The sequence below is a fragment of the Streptomyces colonosanans genome (assembly GCF_001866645.1).
Classification (GTDB): Bacteria; Actinomycetota; Actinomycetes; order Streptomycetales; family Streptomycetaceae; genus Streptomyces; species Streptomyces colonosanans.
Genome location: NZ_MLYP01000014.1, coordinates 40,679 through 59,037, shown reverse-complemented (window position 1 = coordinate 59,037; position 18,359 = coordinate 40,679). Strand labels below are relative to the sequence as shown.

The following is an 18,359-nucleotide window of genomic DNA, read 5'->3' as shown; positions in this document are numbered from 1 at the left end:
ATCGGACGTCGGGGTCGCGTCGTGGGGCGCGGCATCAGGCGCGAGGCTTCGCGCCCCGCGCCTTGAGCATGGCCGTCATCAGTTCGATCTCCGACCGCTGTGCGTCGACCATGCCCTGCGCGAGCCTCTTCTCCACGCGCACGGTGCACTTGGCGACGCAGCCCTCGGCCATGTGGATGCCGCCGTTGTGATGGCCGGTCATCAACTGCAGGTAGAGGATCTCGGCCTGCCTGCCCCTCAGGGTGTTCAGCTTCTTCAGCTCGGTGCCGGTGGCCATACCCGGCATCAGCGCGCCGTCCTGGCCGGAGGCCATCTTGCCCATGCCCATCCATGTCATCGGCGGATCGGGCGACACCTTCGGCAGCTCCCACAGATCGAGCCAGCCCAGCAGCATGCCGCGCTGGTTGGCCTGCGTCTGCGCGATGTCGTACGCGAGCCGGCGCACCTCCTCGTTCCCGGTGCGGTCGCGCACGATGAACGACATCTCGACGGCCTGCTGGTGGTGGACCGCCATGTCCCGGGCGAAGCCCGCGTCCGCGGAGTCGGCGGTGGGGGTCCGCGTCGTGGATCCGGCGTTCTCGGCGACCGCGTAGGTGATCGCCCCGGCCGCGACGAGCACCGTCGCCGTGGCGCCGGCGAGCAGGCCGGCGTACCTCACCGGGACATCCCGCCGGTGCACACGGCGCCCGGCTCGGGCGTCTGGGGGCCCTGGACGAACCGGGCGAAGAACGCGTCGACGCTCGGGTCGCTCGCGCTCTTCACCGTGCGCTGATGTGCCCAGGCGGAGAGCATGAGCGGGTCCTTCTGGTCCTCGACGGGGCTCATCAGCGTGTACGGGGTCTTGCTGACCTTGGCCGCGAGTGCGTCGACGTCCGCCTTGGACGCCTTGCTGCTGTAGGTGACCCAGACCGCACCGTGCTCCAGCGAGTGCACGGCATGCACGTCGGCGACCGGCTTGGTGTAGACGTCGCCGTTGCAGTTCTGCCACACCGGGTGGTGGTCGCCGCCGACCGGAGGCTCCATGGGGTACGCCACCGGCTTGGTCGTGTGGGTGCGGCCCAGCGTGCCCTTCCAGGTCTTCACGCCGTCGGCGCCCATGACGAAGTGGCCCGGGTCCTTCGCGCCGCTTGTCTTCACCCCGCTCTTCGCATCGCTCGTCTTCGCGGCGCTCGCCGCGACGGCCTTGTCGCCGGACTGCGATTCGACGAGGGCGACACCCCCGACGACGAGACCGGCGGCGACCACCACGGCCCCGACCGTCAGGACCCGATTGCGGCGCCCGCGGACGCGCTCGGCATGGCGCATCTCCTCCAGGCGCGCCATGCGCTCGGTGGGGCCGGTGCCGGGCTGGTGGGCGCTGTCCATGGTGAGTCCTTGAGGGAGGGTGTGGAATGGCCAGTGCCCGCGAAGCGCTCGTGGAGGTGGTGGGGGAGACGGCGGGCCCGCTGATGCTAGTGGGAGGGGACGGGCTAGAGCGGGGAGAGACACACGAGTGACCGAAGAGGCGGCTTTTGTGTCGATAATTTGAACCGCAGATTCCCATTATTTAGGCTGAACCCCATGCGGCTGCTGCGTTCCACTGACATCGCGCTGCGCGTCCTGATGCGGCTCGCCGTCGCCGACGGCTCCAGCCCCACGACCCGTGAGGTCGCCGAGCACATGGACGTGCCGTACACGCACGCCGCGAAGATCGTCGCCGAACTCCGGCACAGGGGGCTGCTCGAGGCCCGGCGCGGCCGGGGCGGCGGGCTGGCGCTCACCGAGGCGGGGCGCACGGCCTCGATCGGCGCGATCGTGCGCGCCTTCGAGGGGAGCGGTGACGTCGTCGACTGCGAGGGCACCACGCCCTGCCCGCTCAACTCCGGATGCCGGCTGCGGGGTGCCCTGCGGCAGGCCCAGGAGGCGTTCTTCGCCTCGCTGGACCCGCTGACGATCGAGGACGTGGCCGCGGCACCGACCGGGCCGCTGCTGCTGGAGATCTCCCGTAGGCGTCCTTGACCGGTTCGATCCGGTGGTACTGCCTCAACAGGCAACGTCTCCCTGCCGAAGGCGGTGGCCGGCACGCCGAGAGGGCGTGCCGGCCACCGCGGCAGGGAGAGGTTGCCTTTGATGGGCGAGGCAGTCCTCAGGCGAGCCAGAGGTCCGGCCCGAAGACCTCGTAGTGGATGTCGGCGGGCGCCACGCCCTTCTCGATGAGCTGGGCACGCACCGCCCGCATGAAGGGCAGCGGACCGCACAGGTAGGCGTGCGTGCCCGACGCGATCGGCATGCTGGTCAGGTCGACGCGGCCGGTGTGCGCGGACTCGGGGGCGTCCTGCTCGTACCAGAAGTGCACGTCGGCGTCCGGCAGCTTGGCGGCGAAGGCCTCGTGGTCGCCGCGCAGGGCGTGCGTGGCGGGGGAGCGGTCGGCGTGGGCGACCGTGACCGGGGCGCGGTGGCCGGAGTCGGCGAGCTGCTCCAGCATGGCGATCATCGGGGTCACGCCGATGCCGGCGGAGGCGAGCAGCAGGGGGGCGTCGGTGGCGTCCAGCACGAGGTCGCCGTACGGCGCGGACAGCTGCAGGACGTCGCCCTCGTGCACGTTCGCGTGCAGGTGGTTCGAGACCTCGCCGTCGGGGGTCGAGGCGTCACCGTGGACCCGCTTGACGGCGAACTGCCGCACCGACGAGCCGGGGGCCGCGGTCAGGCTGTACTGGCGGATCTGCCGGGCGCCGTCCGCGAGGTGGACGCCGACCGAGACGTACTGGCCCGCGCGGTAGCCGGGCACCGGCTCGTCGTCGACGGGGCGCAGCTTGAAGGTGGCGACGTCGGCGTTCTCCTCGATCCGCTCGACGACCTTCCACTCGCGCCAGTCCGTCTGCCGGCTCTGCTCGTACAACCGCTTCTCGATGGCGATGAGGGCGTTGGCCATCAGCCAGTAGACCTCGCTCCAGGCGCCGGCGACCTCGGGGGTGACCGCGTCGCCGAGCACTTCGGCGATGGCGGCGAACAGGTGCTCGTAGACGATCGGGTACTGCTCGGGGACGACGTGCAGCGAGGCGTGCTTGTGGGCGATGCGGTCCAGCATCACGTCGGGACGCTCGTCGGGGTGGTCCACCAGATAGGTCGCGAAGGCGGCGATGGAACCGGCGAGCGCCTGCTGCTGGGTGCCGGAGGCCTGGTTGCCGCGGTTGAACAGATCGCGCAGCAGCTCGGGGTGGGCGGCGAACAGCTTGCCGTAGAAGGACTTGGTGATCTCGCCGATGGCCGCGCCGACGGCGGGGAGGGTGGCGCGGACGGTTACCGCGGACTGCTCGGACAGCATCGTGACTCCTGGATGACTCAGTCGGTCGTCTGAGCGAGACGCTATTGAAAGTCGCATTTGAGATGCAAATTAAACGGGGGTGGTATCACTCACGCGGGAAAAGTGCCGTCAGGCCCTTGCGGGACCGCGATCGACCGTTACGGACACGGGCGAGAGCGGGCAAGATGGGCGGCAGGGCACCACACCCGCAGGAGGCGGGGCGTTCGGCCGGGGCCCGCTCGGGTGGTCACGGTCCGCAATGCACGTGAAACGCTGGTGTGGTGTGATGCCCAGGTGCCCGACCGCCTCCCGTGGCGACGGCGGACACAGGCGGCCTGACCAGCAAGGATGAGGAAGCGGATGATGGACAAGCAGCAGGAGTTCGTGCTCCGGACGTTGGAGGAGCGCGACATCCGGTTCGTACGCCTGTGGTTCACGGATGTGCTGGGCTTCCTCAAGTCGGTGGCCGTGGCCCCGGCCGAGCTGGAGCAGGCCTTCGACGAGGGCATCGGCTTCGACGGCTCGGCCATCGAGGGCTTTGCCCGGGTCTACGAGTCCGACATGATCGCCAGGCCGGACCCGTCGACCTTCCAGGTCCTGCCGTGGCGTGCCGAGGCCCCGGGCGCGGCCCGTATGTTCTGCGACATCCTCATGCCCGACGGTTCCCCGTCCTTCGCGGACCCGAGATACGTGCTCAAGCGCGCCCTCGCCCGCGGCTCCGACCTGGGCTTCACCTTCTACACCCACCCGGAGATCGAGTTCTTCCTGCTGAAGAACAGGCCTCTCGACGGCACCCCGCCGACCCCGGCCGACAACTCCGGCTACTTCGACTACACCCCGCAGAACGTCGGCCAGGACTTCCGCCGCCAGGCGATCACGATGCTGGAGTCGATGGGCATCTCGGTCGAGTTCTCCCACCATGAGGGCGCCCCGGGCCAGCAGGAGATCGACCTGCGCTACGCCGACGCGCTCACCACGGCCGACAACATCATGACCTTCCGCCTGGTCATGAAGCAGGTCGCGCTGGAGCAGGGCGTGCAGGCCACGTTCATGCCGAAGCCGTTCTCGGAGCACCCGGGCAGCGGTATGCACACGCACCTGTCCCTGTTCGAGGGCGACCGGAACGCGTTTTACGAGTCCGGCGCGGAGTACCAGCTGTCGAAGGTCGGCCGCTCCTTCATCGCGGGCCTGCTCCGGCACGCGGCGGAGATCTCGGCGGTCACCAACCAGTGGGTGAACTCCTACAAGCGCATCTGGGGCGGCTCCGAGCGCACCGCGGGCGCGGGCGGAGAGGCGCCGTCGTACATCTGCTGGGGCCACAACAACCGCTCGGCCCTGGTCCGCGTCCCGATGTACAAGCCGGGCAAGACGGGCTCGGCGCGCGTCGAGGTCCGCTCGCTGGACGCGGGCACGAACCCGTACCTGGCCTACGCGGTCCTGCTGGCCGCCGGCCTGAAGGGCATCGAGGAGGGCTACGAGCTCCCGCCGGGCGCCGAGGACGACGTGTGGGCCCTGACGAACCGCGAGCGCCGCGCGATGGGCATCGAGCCGCTGCCGCAGAACCTGGGTGAGGCGCTCACCCTGATGGAGCACAGCGACCTGGTCGCCGAGACGCTCGGCGAGCACGTCTTCGACTTCTTCCTTCGCAACAAGCAGGCCGAGTGGCACGAGTACCGCTCCGAGGTCACGGCGTTCGAGCTGAAGAAGAACCTGCCGGTGCTGTAGGCGCAGGTCAGGGCGGGTACCCCGCCGATCCGAGGGCAGGGGCCGACGGGCGTGGGCCCCGCGGTCCCACGGCCCCCGGCCGTCCGGTGCGCGCCGCTCGCCTGCGGCGCCGTAGCCGGTCGGTGCTGCTCCTGTCTCGGCATGCGCGCGTAAGGAGTCGCGCTGGTGTGACGGGAGGACGGGACGCAGCCGCAGGCCCCGTGCAAGGGCGCGGCCCGCGTCCCTCACAAAGGTCGCGCGTCGGAGACCAGTTCTCGCCCGTGAGAGCCGGGAAGTCGGCCCACGCGGTCGGTGCCACAGTGAGCCGCGGGCTCTGAGGGACCTTGGAGTCCCGGACATGAATCGCGCCGGGGGCCAGGGCGATCTCGACGCAGTGGTTGCCGTCCCCGCTGCTGCACGTGAAGGAGCGGCCCCGGAGCCGGGGCTATGGCCCCTTGGGCCGGTTACGCTCTGGCCAGGACGTGTGTGATTCGGCGGGAGGCCGGGATGACGGTGCCAGGGCGCAGGAGCAGCACCTTCACGCGGCTGCTGCGGCACGGCTTCACCGCCCCCTCCGCCGCCGAGCGGCTCCTGGAGAGCGTCGAGCTGGCGCCGATAAGGTCCGACCCCGTGCTGCTCGACGCCCTGGGCGCGACCGCCGACCCCGATCTGGCGTTGCACGGGCTGGTCCGGCTGCTGGAGGCGCAGCCCACCCCCACCGCCCGGCGTGAGCTGCTCGACACGCTGATCTCGGCCAAGCCGCTGCGGGACCGGCTGCTCGGGGTCCTCGGCGCCTCCGCCGCGCTCACCGACCACCTCGCCCGTCACGCCGGCGACTGGCAGGCGCTGGTCACCTACGAGCAGCAGGACCTGCACCCCGGGGTGGAGGAGTTCGAACGGCAGCTCGCCGAGGCCGGCGACCCCGTCTCGCTGCGCGTCGCCTACCGCCGCTGTCTGCTGTCGATAGCCGCTCGCGACGTGTGCGGCACCATCGATGTCGCCCAGACGGCCGCCGAACTGGCCGACCTCGCCACCGCCACCCTGCGCTCCGCCCTGGCCATCGCCCGCGCCGCGGCCCCCGACGACGCCGTGCACTGCCGGCTCGCGGTGATCGCGATGGGCAAGTGCGGCGGTCACGAGCTGAACTACGTCTCCGACGTGGACGTCATCTTCGTCGGCGAGGCGGTGAACGGCACCGAGGAGAGCAAGGCCGTGCAGGCCGCGACCCGGCTCGCCTCGCACATGATGCGCATCTGCTCCGAGTCGACGGTCGAGGGCAGCATCTGGCCCGTGGACGCCAACCTGCGGCCCGAGGGCCGCAACGGACCCCTGGTGCGCACCCTGAGCAGCCACCTCGCCTACTACCAGCGCTGGGCCAAGACCTGGGAGTTCCAGGCCCTGCTCAAGGCCCGCCCGGTGGCCGGCGACAGCGAACTGGGCGAGGAGTACATCGCCGCCCTCGCCCCCCTCGTCTGGCAGGCCGCCGAGCGCGAGAACTTCGTCGCCGATGTGCAGAAGATGCGCCGCCGGGTCGTCGCGAACATCCCCGTGGGCGAGGTCGAGCGTGAACTGAAGCTCGGGCCGGGGGGCCTGCGGGACGTCGAGTTCGCCGTGCAGCTGCTCCAGTTGGTCCACGGGCGCTCCGACACCTCGCTGCGCAGCGGCACCACACTGGACGCCCTGAAGGCGCTCGCGGCCGGCGGCTACGTCGGGCGCGTCGACGCCGTGCAATTCGACGACGCCTACCGCTTCCTGCGCTCCATGGAGCACCGCCTCCAGCTCTACCGGCTGCGCCGCACCCATCTCGTCCCCCAGGACGAGGCCGACCTGCGGCGCCTCGGCCGCTCCCTCGGCCTGCGTGCGGACCCGGCCGTCGAGCTGACCCGGGAGTGGAGGCGGCACACCAGCGCCGTACGCCGCCTGCACGAGAAGCTCTTCTACCGCCCACTGCTCGACGCGGTCGCCCAACTCGCCCCCGGCGAAGCCAGGTTGAGCCCCGAGGCGGCTCGCGAACGCCTGGTCGCCCTCGGCTACGCGGACCCGGCGGCCGCCCTGCGTCACCTGGAGGCGCTGGCCTCAGGCGTCACCCGCAGGGCCGCCATCCAGCGCACCCTGCTGCCGGTGCTGCTCGGCTGGTTCGCCGACTCCGCCGACCCGGACGCGGGCCTGCTGGGCTTCCGCAAGGTGTCGGACGCGCTCGGCAAGACCCCCTGGTACCTGCGACTGCTGAGGGACGAGGGCGCTGCCGCCGAGAACCTCGCCCGCGTGCTGTCCGCGGGCCGGCTCGCCCCCGACCTGCTGATGCGCGCACCCGAGGCGGTGGCCCTCCTCGGCGACGGCGACGGTCTCGAACCCCGCGGGCGCGCCCACTTGGAGCAGGAGATCCTCGCCGCGGTCGGGCGCGCCGACAACGCCGAGCAGGCGGTCGCAGCGGCGCGCGGTGTGCGGCGGCGCGAACTGTTCCGTACGGCCGCCGCGGACATCGTCGGTTCGTACGGCACCGAGGACGTACCGGCCCTGCCGGACCAGGGCGCCCTGGTGGACCTGGTCGGCGGCGCGGTATCGGATCTGACGGCGGCGACGCTGGCGGGCACCCTTCGCGCGGTGGTGCGCGCCAACTGGGGTGACACACTGCCCACCCGGTTCGCGGTCATCGCCGTCGGCCGCTTCGGCGGCCATGAACTGGGCTACGGCTCGGACGCGGACGTGCTGTTCGTCCACGAGCCGCGGGAGGGCGTCGACGAGAGAGAGGCGGCCCAGGCCGCGAACCGGGTGGTCGCGGAGATGCGCCGGCTGCTCCAGCTCCCGAGCGCCGACCCGCCACTGCTGATCGACGCCGACCTGCGGCCGGAGGGCAAGTCGGGGCCGCTCGTGCGCACCCTGACGTCGTACGCGGCCTATTACCGGCGCTGGTCGCTGGTCTGGGAGTCGCAGGCGCTGCTACGGGCCGAGCCCGTCGCCGGGGACGAGGACCTGGGCCGCCGGTTCGTCGAGCTGATCGACCCGCTGCGCTATCCGGCGGAGGGGCTCGGCGAGGACGCCGTGCGGGAGATCCGGCGGCTGAAGGCCCGTATGGAGTCGGAACGGCTGCCGAGGGGCGCCGACAAGACGCTCCACACGAAGCTGGGCCGGGGCGGCCTGTCGGACGTGGAATGGACGGTGCAGCTTCTGCAACTGCGGCACGGCTGGGCGGAACCGGGCCTGCGCACCACCCGCACCCGCGACGCCCTCGCCGCGGCGTGCGCCGCCGGGCTGATCCCCACCGAGGAGGCGGCGATCCTGGACGAGGCGTGGGTGCTGGCCACGCGGGTGCGCAACGCCGTGATGCTGGTACGGGGGCGGGCGGGCGACACGTTCCCGTCCCAGAGCAGGGAACTCGCCGCGGTGGGCCGCTATCTGGGGTACGGGCCGGGCCACGTGGGCGACATGCTCGACGACTACCGGCGTACGACGCGCAGGGCCCGCGCCGTCATGGAGGAACTCTTTTACGAAGCGTGAACGCGGCGCGCGACGGTGACGCGGCAAGTGCCGCCCGTCACGCCTTCGCGGGCAGCAGCGCGGGCGCGCCCGCCCCCGTCACCCACTGCGGCAGGGTGTACGGCAGGGCGCCGTACCACAGCCGCGACACGGTGAAGCCGAAGGCCAGGCACACCATGCCGCCCACCGCGTCCAGCCAGAAGTGGTTGGCCGTGGCGACGATCACCGTGAGCGTCGCCGCCGGGTACAGCAGGCCCAGGACACGCGCCCACGACACCTTCGCCAGCGCGTAGACGGTCAGGCCGCACCACAGCGACCACCCGATGTGCATCGACGGCATCGCCGCGTACTGGTTCGACATGTGCTTCAGGTCGCCCGACGCCATCGAGCCCCAGGTCTGGTGCACCACCACCGTGTCGACGAAGCCGCCGCCGGACATCAGGCGCGGTGGCGCGAGCGGGAAGAGGTAGTAGCCGAGCAGCGCCACGGCCGTCGTGGCGAACAGGGCCAGTCTTGTCGCCGTGTAACGGCCCGGATGGCTGCGATACAGCCACACCAGAACACCCAGCGTCACCACGAAGTGCAGCGTCGCGTAATAGTAGTTCATTCCGACGATCAGCCATGTCGCCGCGTTCAGGGCGTGGTTGACCGAGTCCTCGACGGCGATCCCCAGATGGTGCTCCAGCCGCCAGAGCCAGTCCGCGTGCGTCAGCGCCGCGGCCTTCTGCTCCGGCACCGCATTGCGGATCAGCGAGTAGGTCCAGTAACTGACGGTGATCAGCAGGATCTCGAACCAGAAGCGCGGACGGCGAGGGGCGCGGAGCCGGGGCAGCAGACCCCGCCCCGCGCGCTTCTCCGCCTCGTTCGTGACGGAGTGTGGAACGCCCTGGCCTTCCAGCGCCGTCACGGTCCTGTCACTCATGGGCACAGAGTCTGCCAGATGGGGCGTAACCACCCTTCATCCGGCAGAAGGGTTCCGGCCGCATGTTCTCCACCCTGCGGCCACCCGCCGGACCCGCAGAACTACTGCCTACTGCCCCAACAGGCAACGTTCGCCCCGCCGCGACGCCCGGCACGCTCCCCAAGCTCTTCGAGCAGGGGGTGCCCCACTCGCCGCGCCAGACGAAAGCCCAAGTACGTCCAGTACGAGGGCTTCCGTCCGGCACTCCCCCAAGCTCTTCGAGCAGGGGGGACCCCCAGAGCACGCTCCCCTACTCTCGGCTTCTCCCCCACTCTCGGCTCCGCTCGAGCGGGGGGACCCCCAGAGCGGGAGGTGCCCCCACGACGCCGCTCCTTGACGGGTAAACGTTGCCTGCCACGGCACTAGGTACGACTGCGGTCCCCAGGCGCCGAAGCGGTCGAACCCCGTACCACCAGCTCCGGCATGAACACGAACTCACTGTGCGGCGCAGGCGTCCCGCCGATCTCCTCCAGCAACGTCCGTACGGCCGCCTGCCCCATCGCCGGTACCGGCTTGCGGATCGTCGTCAGCGGCGGGTCCGTGAAGGCAATGAGCGGGGAGTCGTCGAAGCCCACCACCGAGATGTCCGTGGGGACTTCCAGCCCTTGCCGCCGCGCCGCGCGTATCGCCCCGAGCGCCATCATGTCGCTCGCGCACACCACCGCCGTGCAGCCCCGGTCGATGAGTGCGGACGCCGCCGCCTGGCCGCCCTCCAGCGTGTACAGCGAGTGCTGGATCAGCCGTGTCTCGACGTCCTCGGCGGACAGCCCGAGCTGCTCCTGCATCGCCCGCACGAAACCCTCGATCTTCCGCTGCACCGGCACGAACCGCTTGGGCCCGAGGGCCAGCCCGATCCGTGTGTGCCCCAGGGACACCAGGTGCGTGACCGCCAGCGTCATCGCGGCACGGTCGTCGGGGGAGATGAACGGCGCCTGCACCTTCGGAGAGAAGCCGTCCACCAGGACGAAGGGCACGCCCTGGGCGCGCAGCCGCTCATAGCGCTGCATGTCGGCCGTGGTGTCCGCGTGCAGCCCGGAGACGTAGATGATGCCCGCGACCCCGCGGTCCACCAGCATCTCGGTCAGCTCATCCTCCGTGGAGCCGCCCGGCGTCTGGGTCGCCAGCACCGGGGTGTACCCCTGACGCGTCAGCGCCTGGCCGATGACCTGGGCCAGGGCGGGGAATATCGGGTTCTCCAACTCCGGGGTTATCAGGCCCACCAGCCCCTCGCTGCGCTGGCGCAGACGGACCGGGCGCTCGTAGCCCAGGACGTCGAGGGCGGCCAGGACGGACTGGCGGGTGGTCGCGGCGACGCCCGGCTTCCCGTTCAGGACGCGGCTGACAGTCGCTTCGCTGACCCCCGCTTGGGCTGCGATGTCGGCAAGCCGTGTGGTCACGGCACCGGACTGTACCCGCCGCGTCTCCGCTTGCCCACCAGACGGACGCCTGGCCCGGCCGGTCGAACGGCCCGTTGCGGGTTGCTGCGTCATCGCGCTCCCTCGTGTTCTGGTCGGCGTTCGGTTGCAATGTGATGATTCCCCCGCCCGGCACGTGTGGCAAGGACTTGCAGAAATTTGCACAAGTGCCCGACGCCCCGTAGAGCAGCCGCAAGGTCAAGTCTACGACCCCTCTCGACCAGGTCACGGACGGGTAACTGTCATGACGCCTTGCACTTTTTTTCTGCAAGCCCTTTCGCAGGGGTTGCATCGCTGTTACTTTCACGTCGCCCGGCGGCGGCAATGGCGCAGTCGGCAAGTCGGCAGAGGGACGGCGGACCGAACCGTCTCCTCGCCCCCAACGGGCTTTCACCCTCAAGGAGAACTCATGCGGCGTGGCATAGCGGCCACCGCGCTGGTGGCGTCCGTCGCCCTCGCGGCGACGGCCTGCGGCGGAAGTGACAGCGGCAGCAAGTCGGACGGCCCGGTCACCATCACCTGGTGGGACACCTCCAATGCCACCAATGAGGCGCCTACGTACAAGGCACTGGTCCAGGACTTCGAGAAGGACAACCCGAAGATCAAGGTCAAGTACGTCGACGTCCCCTTCGACCAGGCGCAGAACAAGTTCGACACCGCCGCCGGCTCCAAGGGCGCCCCCGACGTGCTGCGCTCCGAGGTCGGCTGGACGCCCGCCTTCGCGAAGAAGGGCTACTTCCTGCCGCTGGACGGCACCGAGGCCCTCGCGGACCAGGCCAAGTTCCAGCCCAGCCTGATCAAGCAGGCCCAGTACGACGGCAAGACCTACGGCGTTCCGCTGGTCACCGACACCCTCGCGCTGGTCTACAACAAGGAGCTCTTCAAGAAGGCCGGCCTCGACAAGGCGCCCGCCACCTGGGACGAGCTGAAGGCCGACGCCGCGAAGATCAAGGACAAGACCGGCGTCGACGGCTACTGGGGCTCCACCCAGGCCTACTACGCGCAGTCGTTCCTCTTCGGCGAGGGCACCGACACCGTCGACGTCGACGCCAAGAAGATCACCATGAACGCGGCCGCCGCGAAGAAGGGCTACGGCACCTGGCTGAGCCTGTTCTCCGGCAAGGGGCTGCACAAGGCCGACACCACCGCCGACGCCTACGCCCACATCCAGGACGCGTTCGTCAACGGCAAGGTCGCCGCGATCATCCAGGGCCCCTGGGAGATCACGAACTTCTACCAGGGCAGCGCCTTCAAGGACAAGTCCAACCTCGGCATCGCCACCGTCCCGGCCGGCTCCTCCGGCAAGGCGGGCGCCCCGACCGGTGGTCACAACCTCTCGGTGTACGCCGGTTCGGACAAGGCCCACCAGGAAGCGGCGCTGAAGTTCGTCAACTTCATGACCTCCGCCAAGACCCAGGAGGCCATCGCCCTGAAGAACTCCACGCTGCCCACGCGTGACGACGCGTACACCGCACAGGTCAAGGCCGACCCGGGCATCGCCGGCTACCAGGGTGTGCTTCCCGCCGCCCAGCCGCGCCCGGCGCTGCCCGAGTACAGCTCGCTGTGGGGCCCGCTCGACACCGAACTGCCCAAGATCGCGGGTGGCAAGGAGTCGCTCGACCAGGGTCTGAACAACGCCGAGACCGCGATCAGCAAGCTGGTCCAGGACTTCGCCAAGTAAGCCCCGAGTGGCCGTCGGATCCTCCAGAAGAGGGGGAAGGATCCGACGGCCACCGGCCTGCGGCCCGGCCCAACCACCCTTGATCTGCAGACCTTCGAGAAGGTTGTCGAACCATGACAGTCGCCATCGACCGCGCGACCGGCGAACGCCGAGGTGACCGCGCGCCGCGGTCCGGCCTGGGCCGGCGTCTGAAGCAGGGATACCAGAAGCACTGGTACGCGTACGCGATGATCGCGCCCGTGGTGATCGTGCTCGGCGTCCTCGTGCTCTACCCCCTGGTGTACGGCCTCTATCTGACCCTCACCGACGCCAACAGCCTCAACACCGCCCGTACGATCGGCGTCAACCACATCGACGCCACGTACAAGTTCATCGGCCTGGGCAACTACAAGGAGATCCTGTTCGGGCCGTTGGCCTACGACCGGTTCTGGTCGCACTTCCTGTGGACCGCCTTCTGGACGGCTGCCTGTGTGTTCCTGCACTACACCATCGGTCTCGGCCTCGCGCTGATGCTCAACCAGAAGCTGCGCGGCCGCACCTTCTACCGGCTGCTGCTGGTCGTGCCCTGGGCGGTACCGACCTTCGTCACCGTCTTCTCCTGGCGGATCATGCTCGCCGACTCCGGCGTCATCAACCAGGTCCTCCACTCCCTCCACCTGCCCGAGCCGCAGTGGCTGGAGGACACCTTCTGGCAGCGGTTCGCCGCGATCACGGTCAACACCTGGTGCGGTGTGCCGTTCATGATGCTCTCGCTGCTCGGCGGTCTGCAGTCCATCGACCCCTCCCTCTACGAGGCCGCGGAGATGGACGGCGCGAGCACCTGGCAGCGCTTCCGCCATGTCACGCTGCCCGGCCTGCGTGCGGTCAGCTCCACCGTGGTGCTGCTCGGCGTGATCTGGACCTTCAACCAGTTCGCCATCATCTTCCTGCTGTTCGGCCCCACCGGCGCGCCCGACGCCCAGATCCTCGTCACCTGGGCCTACTACCTGGGCTTCGGACAGCAGCCGCGGGACTTCGCCCAGTCCGCCGCGTACGGTGTGCTGCTGCTGTCGATCCTGACCGTCTTCACCTCCTTCTACTTCCGCTGGCTGAAGCGCAATGACCAGCTCGCCGTCTGACGCCGCAGGAGCCGCCATGAGCACCACGACCCTCGAGAAGACCGAGGCCACACCGCCCGCGCCGCAGCCTGGGCGCCACACCCGCGGGCGAGGCGAGCGCGGCACGCTCGGCACCACCCTGCTGCACGGCGGACTCGTCGTCGCGAGCCTCGTCGCGCTGGCCCCGGTGGCCTGGCTGTTCTACCTGTCCCTCGGCCCCGACAAGGACGCCTACCTGCACCCGGGCAAGATCCTGGACAGCCTCTCCTTCTCCAACTACAGCTACGTGCTGCAGCACACCGCGTTCTTCGACTGGTTCAAGTCGACGATGATCGTGGCCCTCGGCACCACCCTGGTCGGCGTCTTCGTCGCCGCCACCACCGGGTACGCGGTTTCGCGCATGCGCTTCCCCGGCTACAGGCAGCTGATGTGGGTCCTGCTGCTCACCCAGGCGTTCCCGATCGCCGTCCTGATCGTGCCGATGTACCAGATCTTCAGCGATCTCGGTCTCATCGACACTTACGGGGCCCTGATCCTCATCAACTGCACCACGGCCGTGCCCTACAGCGCCTGGCTGCTCAAGGGGTACTTCGACACCATCCCCTTCGAGATCGACGAGGCGGGACGCGTCGACGGGCTCACCCCCTTCGGCACCTTCTTCCGCCTGATCCTCCCGCTGTCCCGCCCCGGGCTCGCCGTCGCGGCCTTCTACAACTTCATCACCGCCGTCGCCGAGGTCGCCTTCGCGACCACCTTCCTGCTCGACGACTCGAAGTACACCTTTGCCGTCGGACTGCAGACATTCGTCAGCGAGCACGACGCCCAGTGGAACTACATGGCCGCCACCGCGGTGCTGATCGCGATACCCGTGTCGGTGTTCTTCTACCTTGTGCAGAAGAACCTCGTCACCGGCCTCACCGCCGGCGGCACCAAGGGCTGACGCCCACCGGAGGAGGCTCCCGCGCCCGACGGCGCGGGTAGGCGGCCGCGGTGTCCTACCGACCCCGCTGACACCGTGGCCGCCTTGTACTCCGGCCCTCGCCGCCGTATCCACGCCCACCATGACTCGTTACGCATCAAGGACGCCATGAGCCAGCACTCCGCCGACCCGGCCCCGGACACCGCCCTCGCCACCATCGCCGCCCACCGCGACTGGTGGCGGGACGCGGTGATCTACCAGGTCTATCCGCGCAGCTTCGCCGACGACAACGGCGACGGCATGGGCGACCTGGAGGGCGTACGTTCCCGACTTCCCTATCTGCGCGACCTCGGCATCGACGCCGTATGGCTCAGCCCCTTCTACGCCTCGCCGCAGGCCGACGCCGGCTACGACGTCGCCGACTACCGCGCCGTGGACCCCATGTTCGGCAACCTCATGGACGCCGACGCGCTGATCCGCGACGCTCACGCACAGAGCTTGAGGATCATCGTCGACCTGGTCCCCAACCACTCCTCCGACCAGCACGAGTGGTTCAAGCGGGCGCTCGCGGAGGGGCCGGGATCGCCCCTGCGGGAGCGCTACCACTTCCGGCCGGGCAAGGGCGAGAACGGCGAACTCCCGCCGAACAACTGGGAGTCCATCTTCGGCGGCCCGGCGTGGACCAGGGTCCCGGACGGCGAGTGGTACCTGCACCTCTTCGCGCCGGAGCAGCCCGACTTCAACTGGAACCACCCCGCGGTCGGCGACGAGTTCCGCTCGATCCTGCGCTTCTGGCTCGACATGGGCGTCGACGGCTTCCGTATCGACGTCGCCCACGGCCTGGTGAAGGCGGAGGGCCTGCCGGACCTCGGCAGCCATGACCAGCTGAAGCTCCTCGGCAACGATGTCATGCCGTTCTTCGACCAGGACGGCGTGCACGCCATCTACCGCCAGTGGCGCACCATTCTCGACGAGTACGCGCATCAGAAGGAACCCGAAGGGCCTTCCTCAGAAGGGCGGTGGCGGGAGACGGGAGGGCGCATCTTCGTCGCCGAGGCCTGGACCCCGACGGTCGAGCGCACCGCCAACTACGTCCGCCCCGACGAACTGCACCAGGCGTTCAACTTCCAGTACCTGGGCACCCATTGGGACGCATCCGAGCTGCGTGCCGTCATCGACCGCACCCTCGACGTGATGCGCCCGGTCGGCGCCCCCGCGACCTGGGTGCTGTCCAACCACGACGTGACCCGGCACGCCACCCGCTTCGCCAACGAGGCCGGCCTCGGCACGCAGATCCGTGAGGCGGGCGACCGGGAGCTGGGCCTGCGCCGCGCCCGCGCGGCCACCCTGCTCATGCTGGCCCTGCCGGGATCGGCGTACGTGTACCAGGGCGAGGAGCTGGGCCTGCCCGACGTCGTGGACCTCCCCGACGAGGTCCGCCAGGACCCCGCCTTCTTCCGGGGCGCGGGCCAGGACGGCTTCCGCGACGGCTGCCGGGTGCCGATCCCGTGGACGCGCGAGGGGTCGTCGTACGGCTTCGGCAGCGGCGGCAGCTGGCTGCCGCAGCCCGGGGGCTGGGGCGAGCTGAGCGTCGAGGTCCAGCAGGGCGTGGCGGGCTCCACCCTGGAGCTGTACCGCACCGCCCTCACGACCCGCCGGGACCACCCCGACCTGGGCGCCGGCGAGAGCGTGGAGTGGCTGACGGCCCCCGAGGGCGTCCTGGCCTTCCGCCGCGGCGAGTTCGTCTGCGTGGCGAACACCACGGGGGAGGCCGTGACGACCCCGGTGTACGGCCGCGTCCTGGTTGCCAGTGCGGAGGTGACGATCGGGGGCGCCGAGGCCGAGCTCCCGGCGGACGCGACGGTGTGGTGGACCACCGGCTGACGCCACACACGCCCTTCTCAGCGGTGTCAGAGGCCCGCCGTCCGCAGGGACGGCGGGCCTCGCCGGCTTCGCCTACGGGTTCACGTGCCCCTGGCGGGCCGCGATCAGGCCCTCTCAGGCTCTCTCAGGCCCAGGGTAGGCGGGCGGATCAGCGTAGTCCGGCGAAGAGGTCGTTCTCGGGCACGGCCGCCCCGGTGGTGTCCTGGACACGTACGAAGGTCTCCACGCCCATCAACTCGGTGAACCTCTCCTGGCCCATCCTGAGGAAGAAGATGTTCTCGCCCTGGCTGGCGTGCGCGGCGAGCGCATCGAACTTCTGACCGCCGAACGCAGAGGTGTCCACCCAGGTGGTGATCTCGTCGTCGGGGAGTCCGATCTCGGCCATCGCGGCGGCCTCGGCGGGATCCGGCTCCTGCCAGTCCGCACCGAACTCGCGCATGGTCTCCCCGAACCGCTGCATCATCGAGCGGGGCGCCGTGGTCCAGTACACCTTCGGTGTCAGCGCGGTCATCGCCAGCGCCGCCATCGTGATGCGGTTGGCCTGGATGTGGTCGGGGTGGCCGTAGAAGCCGTTCTCGTCGTAGGTCACGACCACATCGGGTCGGTAGCGCCGCAAGAGTTCCGCGAGTCGGGCAGCGCCCTCCTCCACCGGGGTCTGCCAGAAGGATCCGGGAGCGTCGTTGGTCGGCCAGCCCATCATCCCGGAGTCGGCATAGTCCAGCATCTCCAGATCACTGACCTTCAGGATGTCGCAGCTTGCCTTGAGTTCTTGACTCCGCATCAAGGCGACCGCCGCCGGATCATGCCCGGGATCGCCCGGTTTGGCACCCCCCGGTCCGTCGCCGCAACCGCCGTCTGTGCACGTCACGAGGACCGTGCGGATGCCCTCCGCCGCGTACCGCGCGAGGACACCTCCCGTTCCGGTGGCCTCGTCGTCGGGGTGGGCGTGCACCGCCATGAGCGTCAAGGGCCGGTCATTCATGAAACAGTCCTCCTGTGTGAAAAGGCCTCGGTCCGAGTCCGCGGCGGGCGTACCGCGGACCCGGGGGCCCGGATCGCGTCGGGGCGGACGACCTTTTGGTCTTCCTGTTCCCCGCCCGCGCGGCGCCGGTCCCTCGGCCAGTGCAACAGTGCCGGCCGGACCGGCTGTTCCCGTCGTGCACGGGAACACCCCCTGGGCGTCCGGCACATGTTCCGTGTTCCGGTGCGCGTTTGTAGTCGCTCTTGCTTCGGATGGTGCGGAAGTCGGCTCGAAGTCTCTGTTCGTGCGGGTGGTTCGGCTGATACTCGGTGACTCTGAGCGAGGTGGACCCGACTACTTCCGCGTGAGCCCTCCAAGGCGCTGGTCGCAGCCCGGAGGGGTGGTGGGTCACTCGCCGTTGGCAGAACGCGGATGTTCCATGCGGGAGAGCCAGGTGGTGAGCAGCGTTTCAAGTGTCCTGGCTTCAGCCGGCGTCAGCAGATCCAGCAGGTTGCGTTCGTTGTGCATGTGGTCGGTGAACGCCCGGTCGATGAGTTCGCGTCCGGGCCTGGTGAGGGCGACGATCCGGCCGCGTTGGTCGTCGTCTGAACGGCGGCGGGTGACGAGTCCGGCTCGCTCCAGGCGGTCGATTCTCTTCGTCATCGCGCCAGTGGTGACCATGGTGTGCGCCGCGAGTTCCCCGGGTGCCCGTTCGTAGGGCTCACCGGCGCGGCGTAGTGCGCACAGGACGTCGAACTCTCCCTCGCTGAGACCGTAGCGGCCGTAGACGAGGCAGATTTCCTCGGTGAGCCGGTCGGCCAGACGGTGTAGTCGGCCGATCACGCCCAGCGGGCTGACGTCGAGGTCGGGCCGTTCGAGGTGCCAGTCGGCCTGGATGCGGGCCACTCGGTCCTGCGGTTGACGGTGCTCCATGGACTCCATAGTAACTTCCTGGGAAGCTATATTGCCTTCCATGG

14 protein-coding genes and 1 pseudogene are annotated in these 18,359 nt (G+C 69.8%); 7 read left to right on the top strand and 8 right to left on the bottom strand.

Going from position 1 to position 18,359, the window contains the following annotated elements; genetic code table 11:
* Positions 1 to 34 precede the first annotated feature (34 nt).
* Both BIV24_RS06595 and BIV24_RS06590 read right to left on the bottom strand, forming a co-directional pair.
* Positions 35 to 658, bottom strand: a complete 624-nt coding sequence (locus tag BIV24_RS06595; RefSeq protein ID WP_071365207.1) for a DUF305 domain-containing protein — start codon at positions 656 to 658, stop codon at positions 35 to 37.
* Positions 655 to 1,365 carry a thioredoxin-like domain-containing protein gene (locus BIV24_RS06590; RefSeq protein WP_071365206.1) on the bottom strand — a complete coding sequence of 237 codons (711 nt, stop codon included), beginning with the start codon at positions 1,363 to 1,365 and terminating at the stop codon, positions 655 to 657. The genes BIV24_RS06595 and BIV24_RS06590 overlap by 4 nt, the downstream gene beginning before the upstream one ends.
* A gap of 195 nt (positions 1,366 to 1,560) precedes the next feature.
* On the opposite strand from BIV24_RS06590, the gene BIV24_RS06585 reads away from it, so the two are divergent.
* A complete protein-coding gene (locus tag BIV24_RS06585; protein ID WP_071365205.1) occupies positions 1,561 to 1,998 on the top strand; it encodes an RrF2 family transcriptional regulator in 438 nt (145 codons plus the stop codon).
* Positions 1,999 to 2,125: 127 nt separating this feature from the next.
* Here the strand turns inward: BIV24_RS06585 and BIV24_RS06580 are convergent, their stop codons facing one another.
* Entirely contained in the window at positions 2,126 to 3,304 is a 1,179-nt protein-coding gene (locus BIV24_RS06580) for a globin domain-containing protein (protein ID WP_071365204.1), read from the bottom strand.
* A 342-nt stretch (positions 3,305 to 3,646) separates the two neighbouring features.
* Between BIV24_RS06580 and BIV24_RS06575 the strand changes: the two genes are divergently transcribed.
* On the top strand, positions 3,647 to 5,008 hold the full coding sequence (locus tag BIV24_RS06575; protein ID WP_071365233.1) for a glutamine synthetase family protein: 1,362 nt from the start codon (positions 3,647 to 3,649) through the stop codon (positions 5,006 to 5,008).
* A 7-nt stretch (positions 5,009 to 5,015) separates the two neighbouring features.
* Here BIV24_RS06575 and BIV24_RS36345 read toward each other — a convergent pair.
* Positions 5,016 to 5,390 (bottom strand): annotated as a pseudogene (locus tag BIV24_RS36345) (DUF397 domain-containing protein); the annotation flags it as partial.
* 104 nt (positions 5,391 to 5,494) lie between these two features.
* Here BIV24_RS36345 and BIV24_RS06570 point away from each other — a divergent pair.
* Positions 5,495 to 8,485 (top strand): bifunctional [glutamine synthetase] adenylyltransferase/[glutamine synthetase]-adenylyl-L-tyrosine phosphorylase, encoded by a 2,991-nt coding sequence (locus BIV24_RS06570; RefSeq protein ID WP_071365203.1) that lies wholly within the window; start codon positions 5,495 to 5,497, stop codon positions 8,483 to 8,485.
* Positions 8,486 to 8,522: 37 nt separating this feature from the next.
* On the opposite strand, the gene BIV24_RS06565 is transcribed toward BIV24_RS06570, so the two are convergent.
* A complete protein-coding gene (locus BIV24_RS06565; RefSeq protein ID WP_071365232.1) occupies positions 8,523 to 9,386 on the bottom strand; it encodes a phosphatase PAP2 family protein in 864 nt (287 codons plus the stop codon).
* Positions 9,387 to 9,787: 401 nt separating this feature from the next.
* Positions 9,788 to 10,822 carry a LacI family DNA-binding transcriptional regulator gene (locus BIV24_RS06560; RefSeq protein WP_071365202.1) on the bottom strand — a complete coding sequence of 345 codons (1,035 nt, stop codon included), beginning with the start codon at positions 10,820 to 10,822 and terminating at the stop codon, positions 9,788 to 9,790.
* A 427-nt stretch (positions 10,823 to 11,249) separates the two neighbouring features.
* On the opposite strand from BIV24_RS06560, the gene BIV24_RS06555 reads away from it, so the two are divergent.
* From BIV24_RS06555 to BIV24_RS06540, 4 genes are all read left to right on the top strand, one after another.
* Positions 11,250 to 12,521 (top strand): extracellular solute-binding protein, encoded by a 1,272-nt coding sequence (locus BIV24_RS06555; RefSeq protein WP_071365201.1) that lies wholly within the window; start codon positions 11,250 to 11,252, stop codon positions 12,519 to 12,521.
* A gap of 113 nt (positions 12,522 to 12,634) precedes the next feature.
* Positions 12,635 to 13,639: a carbohydrate ABC transporter permease gene (locus BIV24_RS06550; protein ID WP_071365200.1), complete on the top strand. Its 1,005-nt coding sequence runs from the start codon at positions 12,635 to 12,637 to the stop codon at positions 13,637 to 13,639.
* Between the two features lie 16 nt (positions 13,640 to 13,655).
* Positions 13,656 to 14,558 carry a sugar ABC transporter permease gene (locus BIV24_RS06545; RefSeq protein WP_071365199.1) on the top strand — a complete coding sequence of 301 codons (903 nt, stop codon included), beginning with the start codon at positions 13,656 to 13,658 and terminating at the stop codon, positions 14,556 to 14,558.
* A gap of 147 nt (positions 14,559 to 14,705) precedes the next feature.
* The gene (locus tag BIV24_RS06540; protein WP_071365198.1) at positions 14,706 to 16,421 is read left to right on the top strand and encodes a glycoside hydrolase family 13 protein; all 1,716 of its coding nucleotides are present in this window, start codon (positions 14,706 to 14,708) and stop codon (positions 16,419 to 16,421) included.
* Positions 16,422 to 16,569: 148 nt separating this feature from the next.
* On the opposite strand, the gene BIV24_RS06535 is transcribed toward BIV24_RS06540, so the two are convergent.
* On the bottom strand, positions 16,570 to 17,403 hold the full coding sequence (locus tag BIV24_RS06535; protein ID WP_071365197.1) for a PIG-L family deacetylase: 834 nt from the start codon (positions 17,401 to 17,403) through the stop codon (positions 16,570 to 16,572).
* A 387-nt stretch (positions 17,404 to 17,790) separates the two neighbouring features.
* Positions 17,791 to 18,315 (bottom strand): MarR family winged helix-turn-helix transcriptional regulator, encoded by a 525-nt coding sequence (locus tag BIV24_RS06530; protein WP_071365231.1) that lies wholly within the window; start codon positions 18,313 to 18,315, stop codon positions 17,791 to 17,793.
* Positions 18,316 to 18,359 lie beyond the last annotated feature (44 nt).

Coding starts and splice junctions, on each gene's coding strand:
- BIV24_RS06585 (WP_071365205.1), top strand. CDS start 1,561: ATGCGGCTGCTGCGTTCCACTGACATCGCGCTGCGCGTCCTGATGCGG.
- BIV24_RS06535 (WP_071365197.1), bottom strand. CDS start 17,403: ATGAATGACCGGCCCTTGACGCTCATGGCGGTGCACGCCCACCCCGAC.
- BIV24_RS06540 (WP_071365198.1), top strand. CDS start 14,706: ATGAGCCAGCACTCCGCCGACCCGGCCCCGGACACCGCCCTCGCCACC.
- BIV24_RS06570 (WP_071365203.1), top strand. CDS start 5,495: ATGACGGTGCCAGGGCGCAGGAGCAGCACCTTCACGCGGCTGCTGCGG.
- BIV24_RS06530 (WP_071365231.1), bottom strand. CDS start 18,315: ATGGAGCACCGTCAACCGCAGGACCGAGTGGCCCGCATCCAGGCCGAC.
- BIV24_RS06580 (WP_071365204.1), bottom strand. CDS start 3,304: ATGCTGTCCGAGCAGTCCGCGGTAACCGTCCGCGCCACCCTCCCCGCC.
- BIV24_RS06575 (WP_071365233.1), top strand. CDS start 3,647: ATGGACAAGCAGCAGGAGTTCGTGCTCCGGACGTTGGAGGAGCGCGAC.
- BIV24_RS06550 (WP_071365200.1), top strand. CDS start 12,635: ATGACAGTCGCCATCGACCGCGCGACCGGCGAACGCCGAGGTGACCGC.
- BIV24_RS06545 (WP_071365199.1), top strand. CDS start 13,656: ATGAGCACCACGACCCTCGAGAAGACCGAGGCCACACCGCCCGCGCCG.
- BIV24_RS06590 (WP_071365206.1), bottom strand. CDS start 1,365: ATGGACAGCGCCCACCAGCCCGGCACCGGCCCCACCGAGCGCATGGCG.
- BIV24_RS06555 (WP_071365201.1), top strand. CDS start 11,250: ATGCGGCGTGGCATAGCGGCCACCGCGCTGGTGGCGTCCGTCGCCCTC.
- BIV24_RS06565 (WP_071365232.1), bottom strand. CDS start 9,386: ATGAGTGACAGGACCGTGACGGCGCTGGAAGGCCAGGGCGTTCCACAC.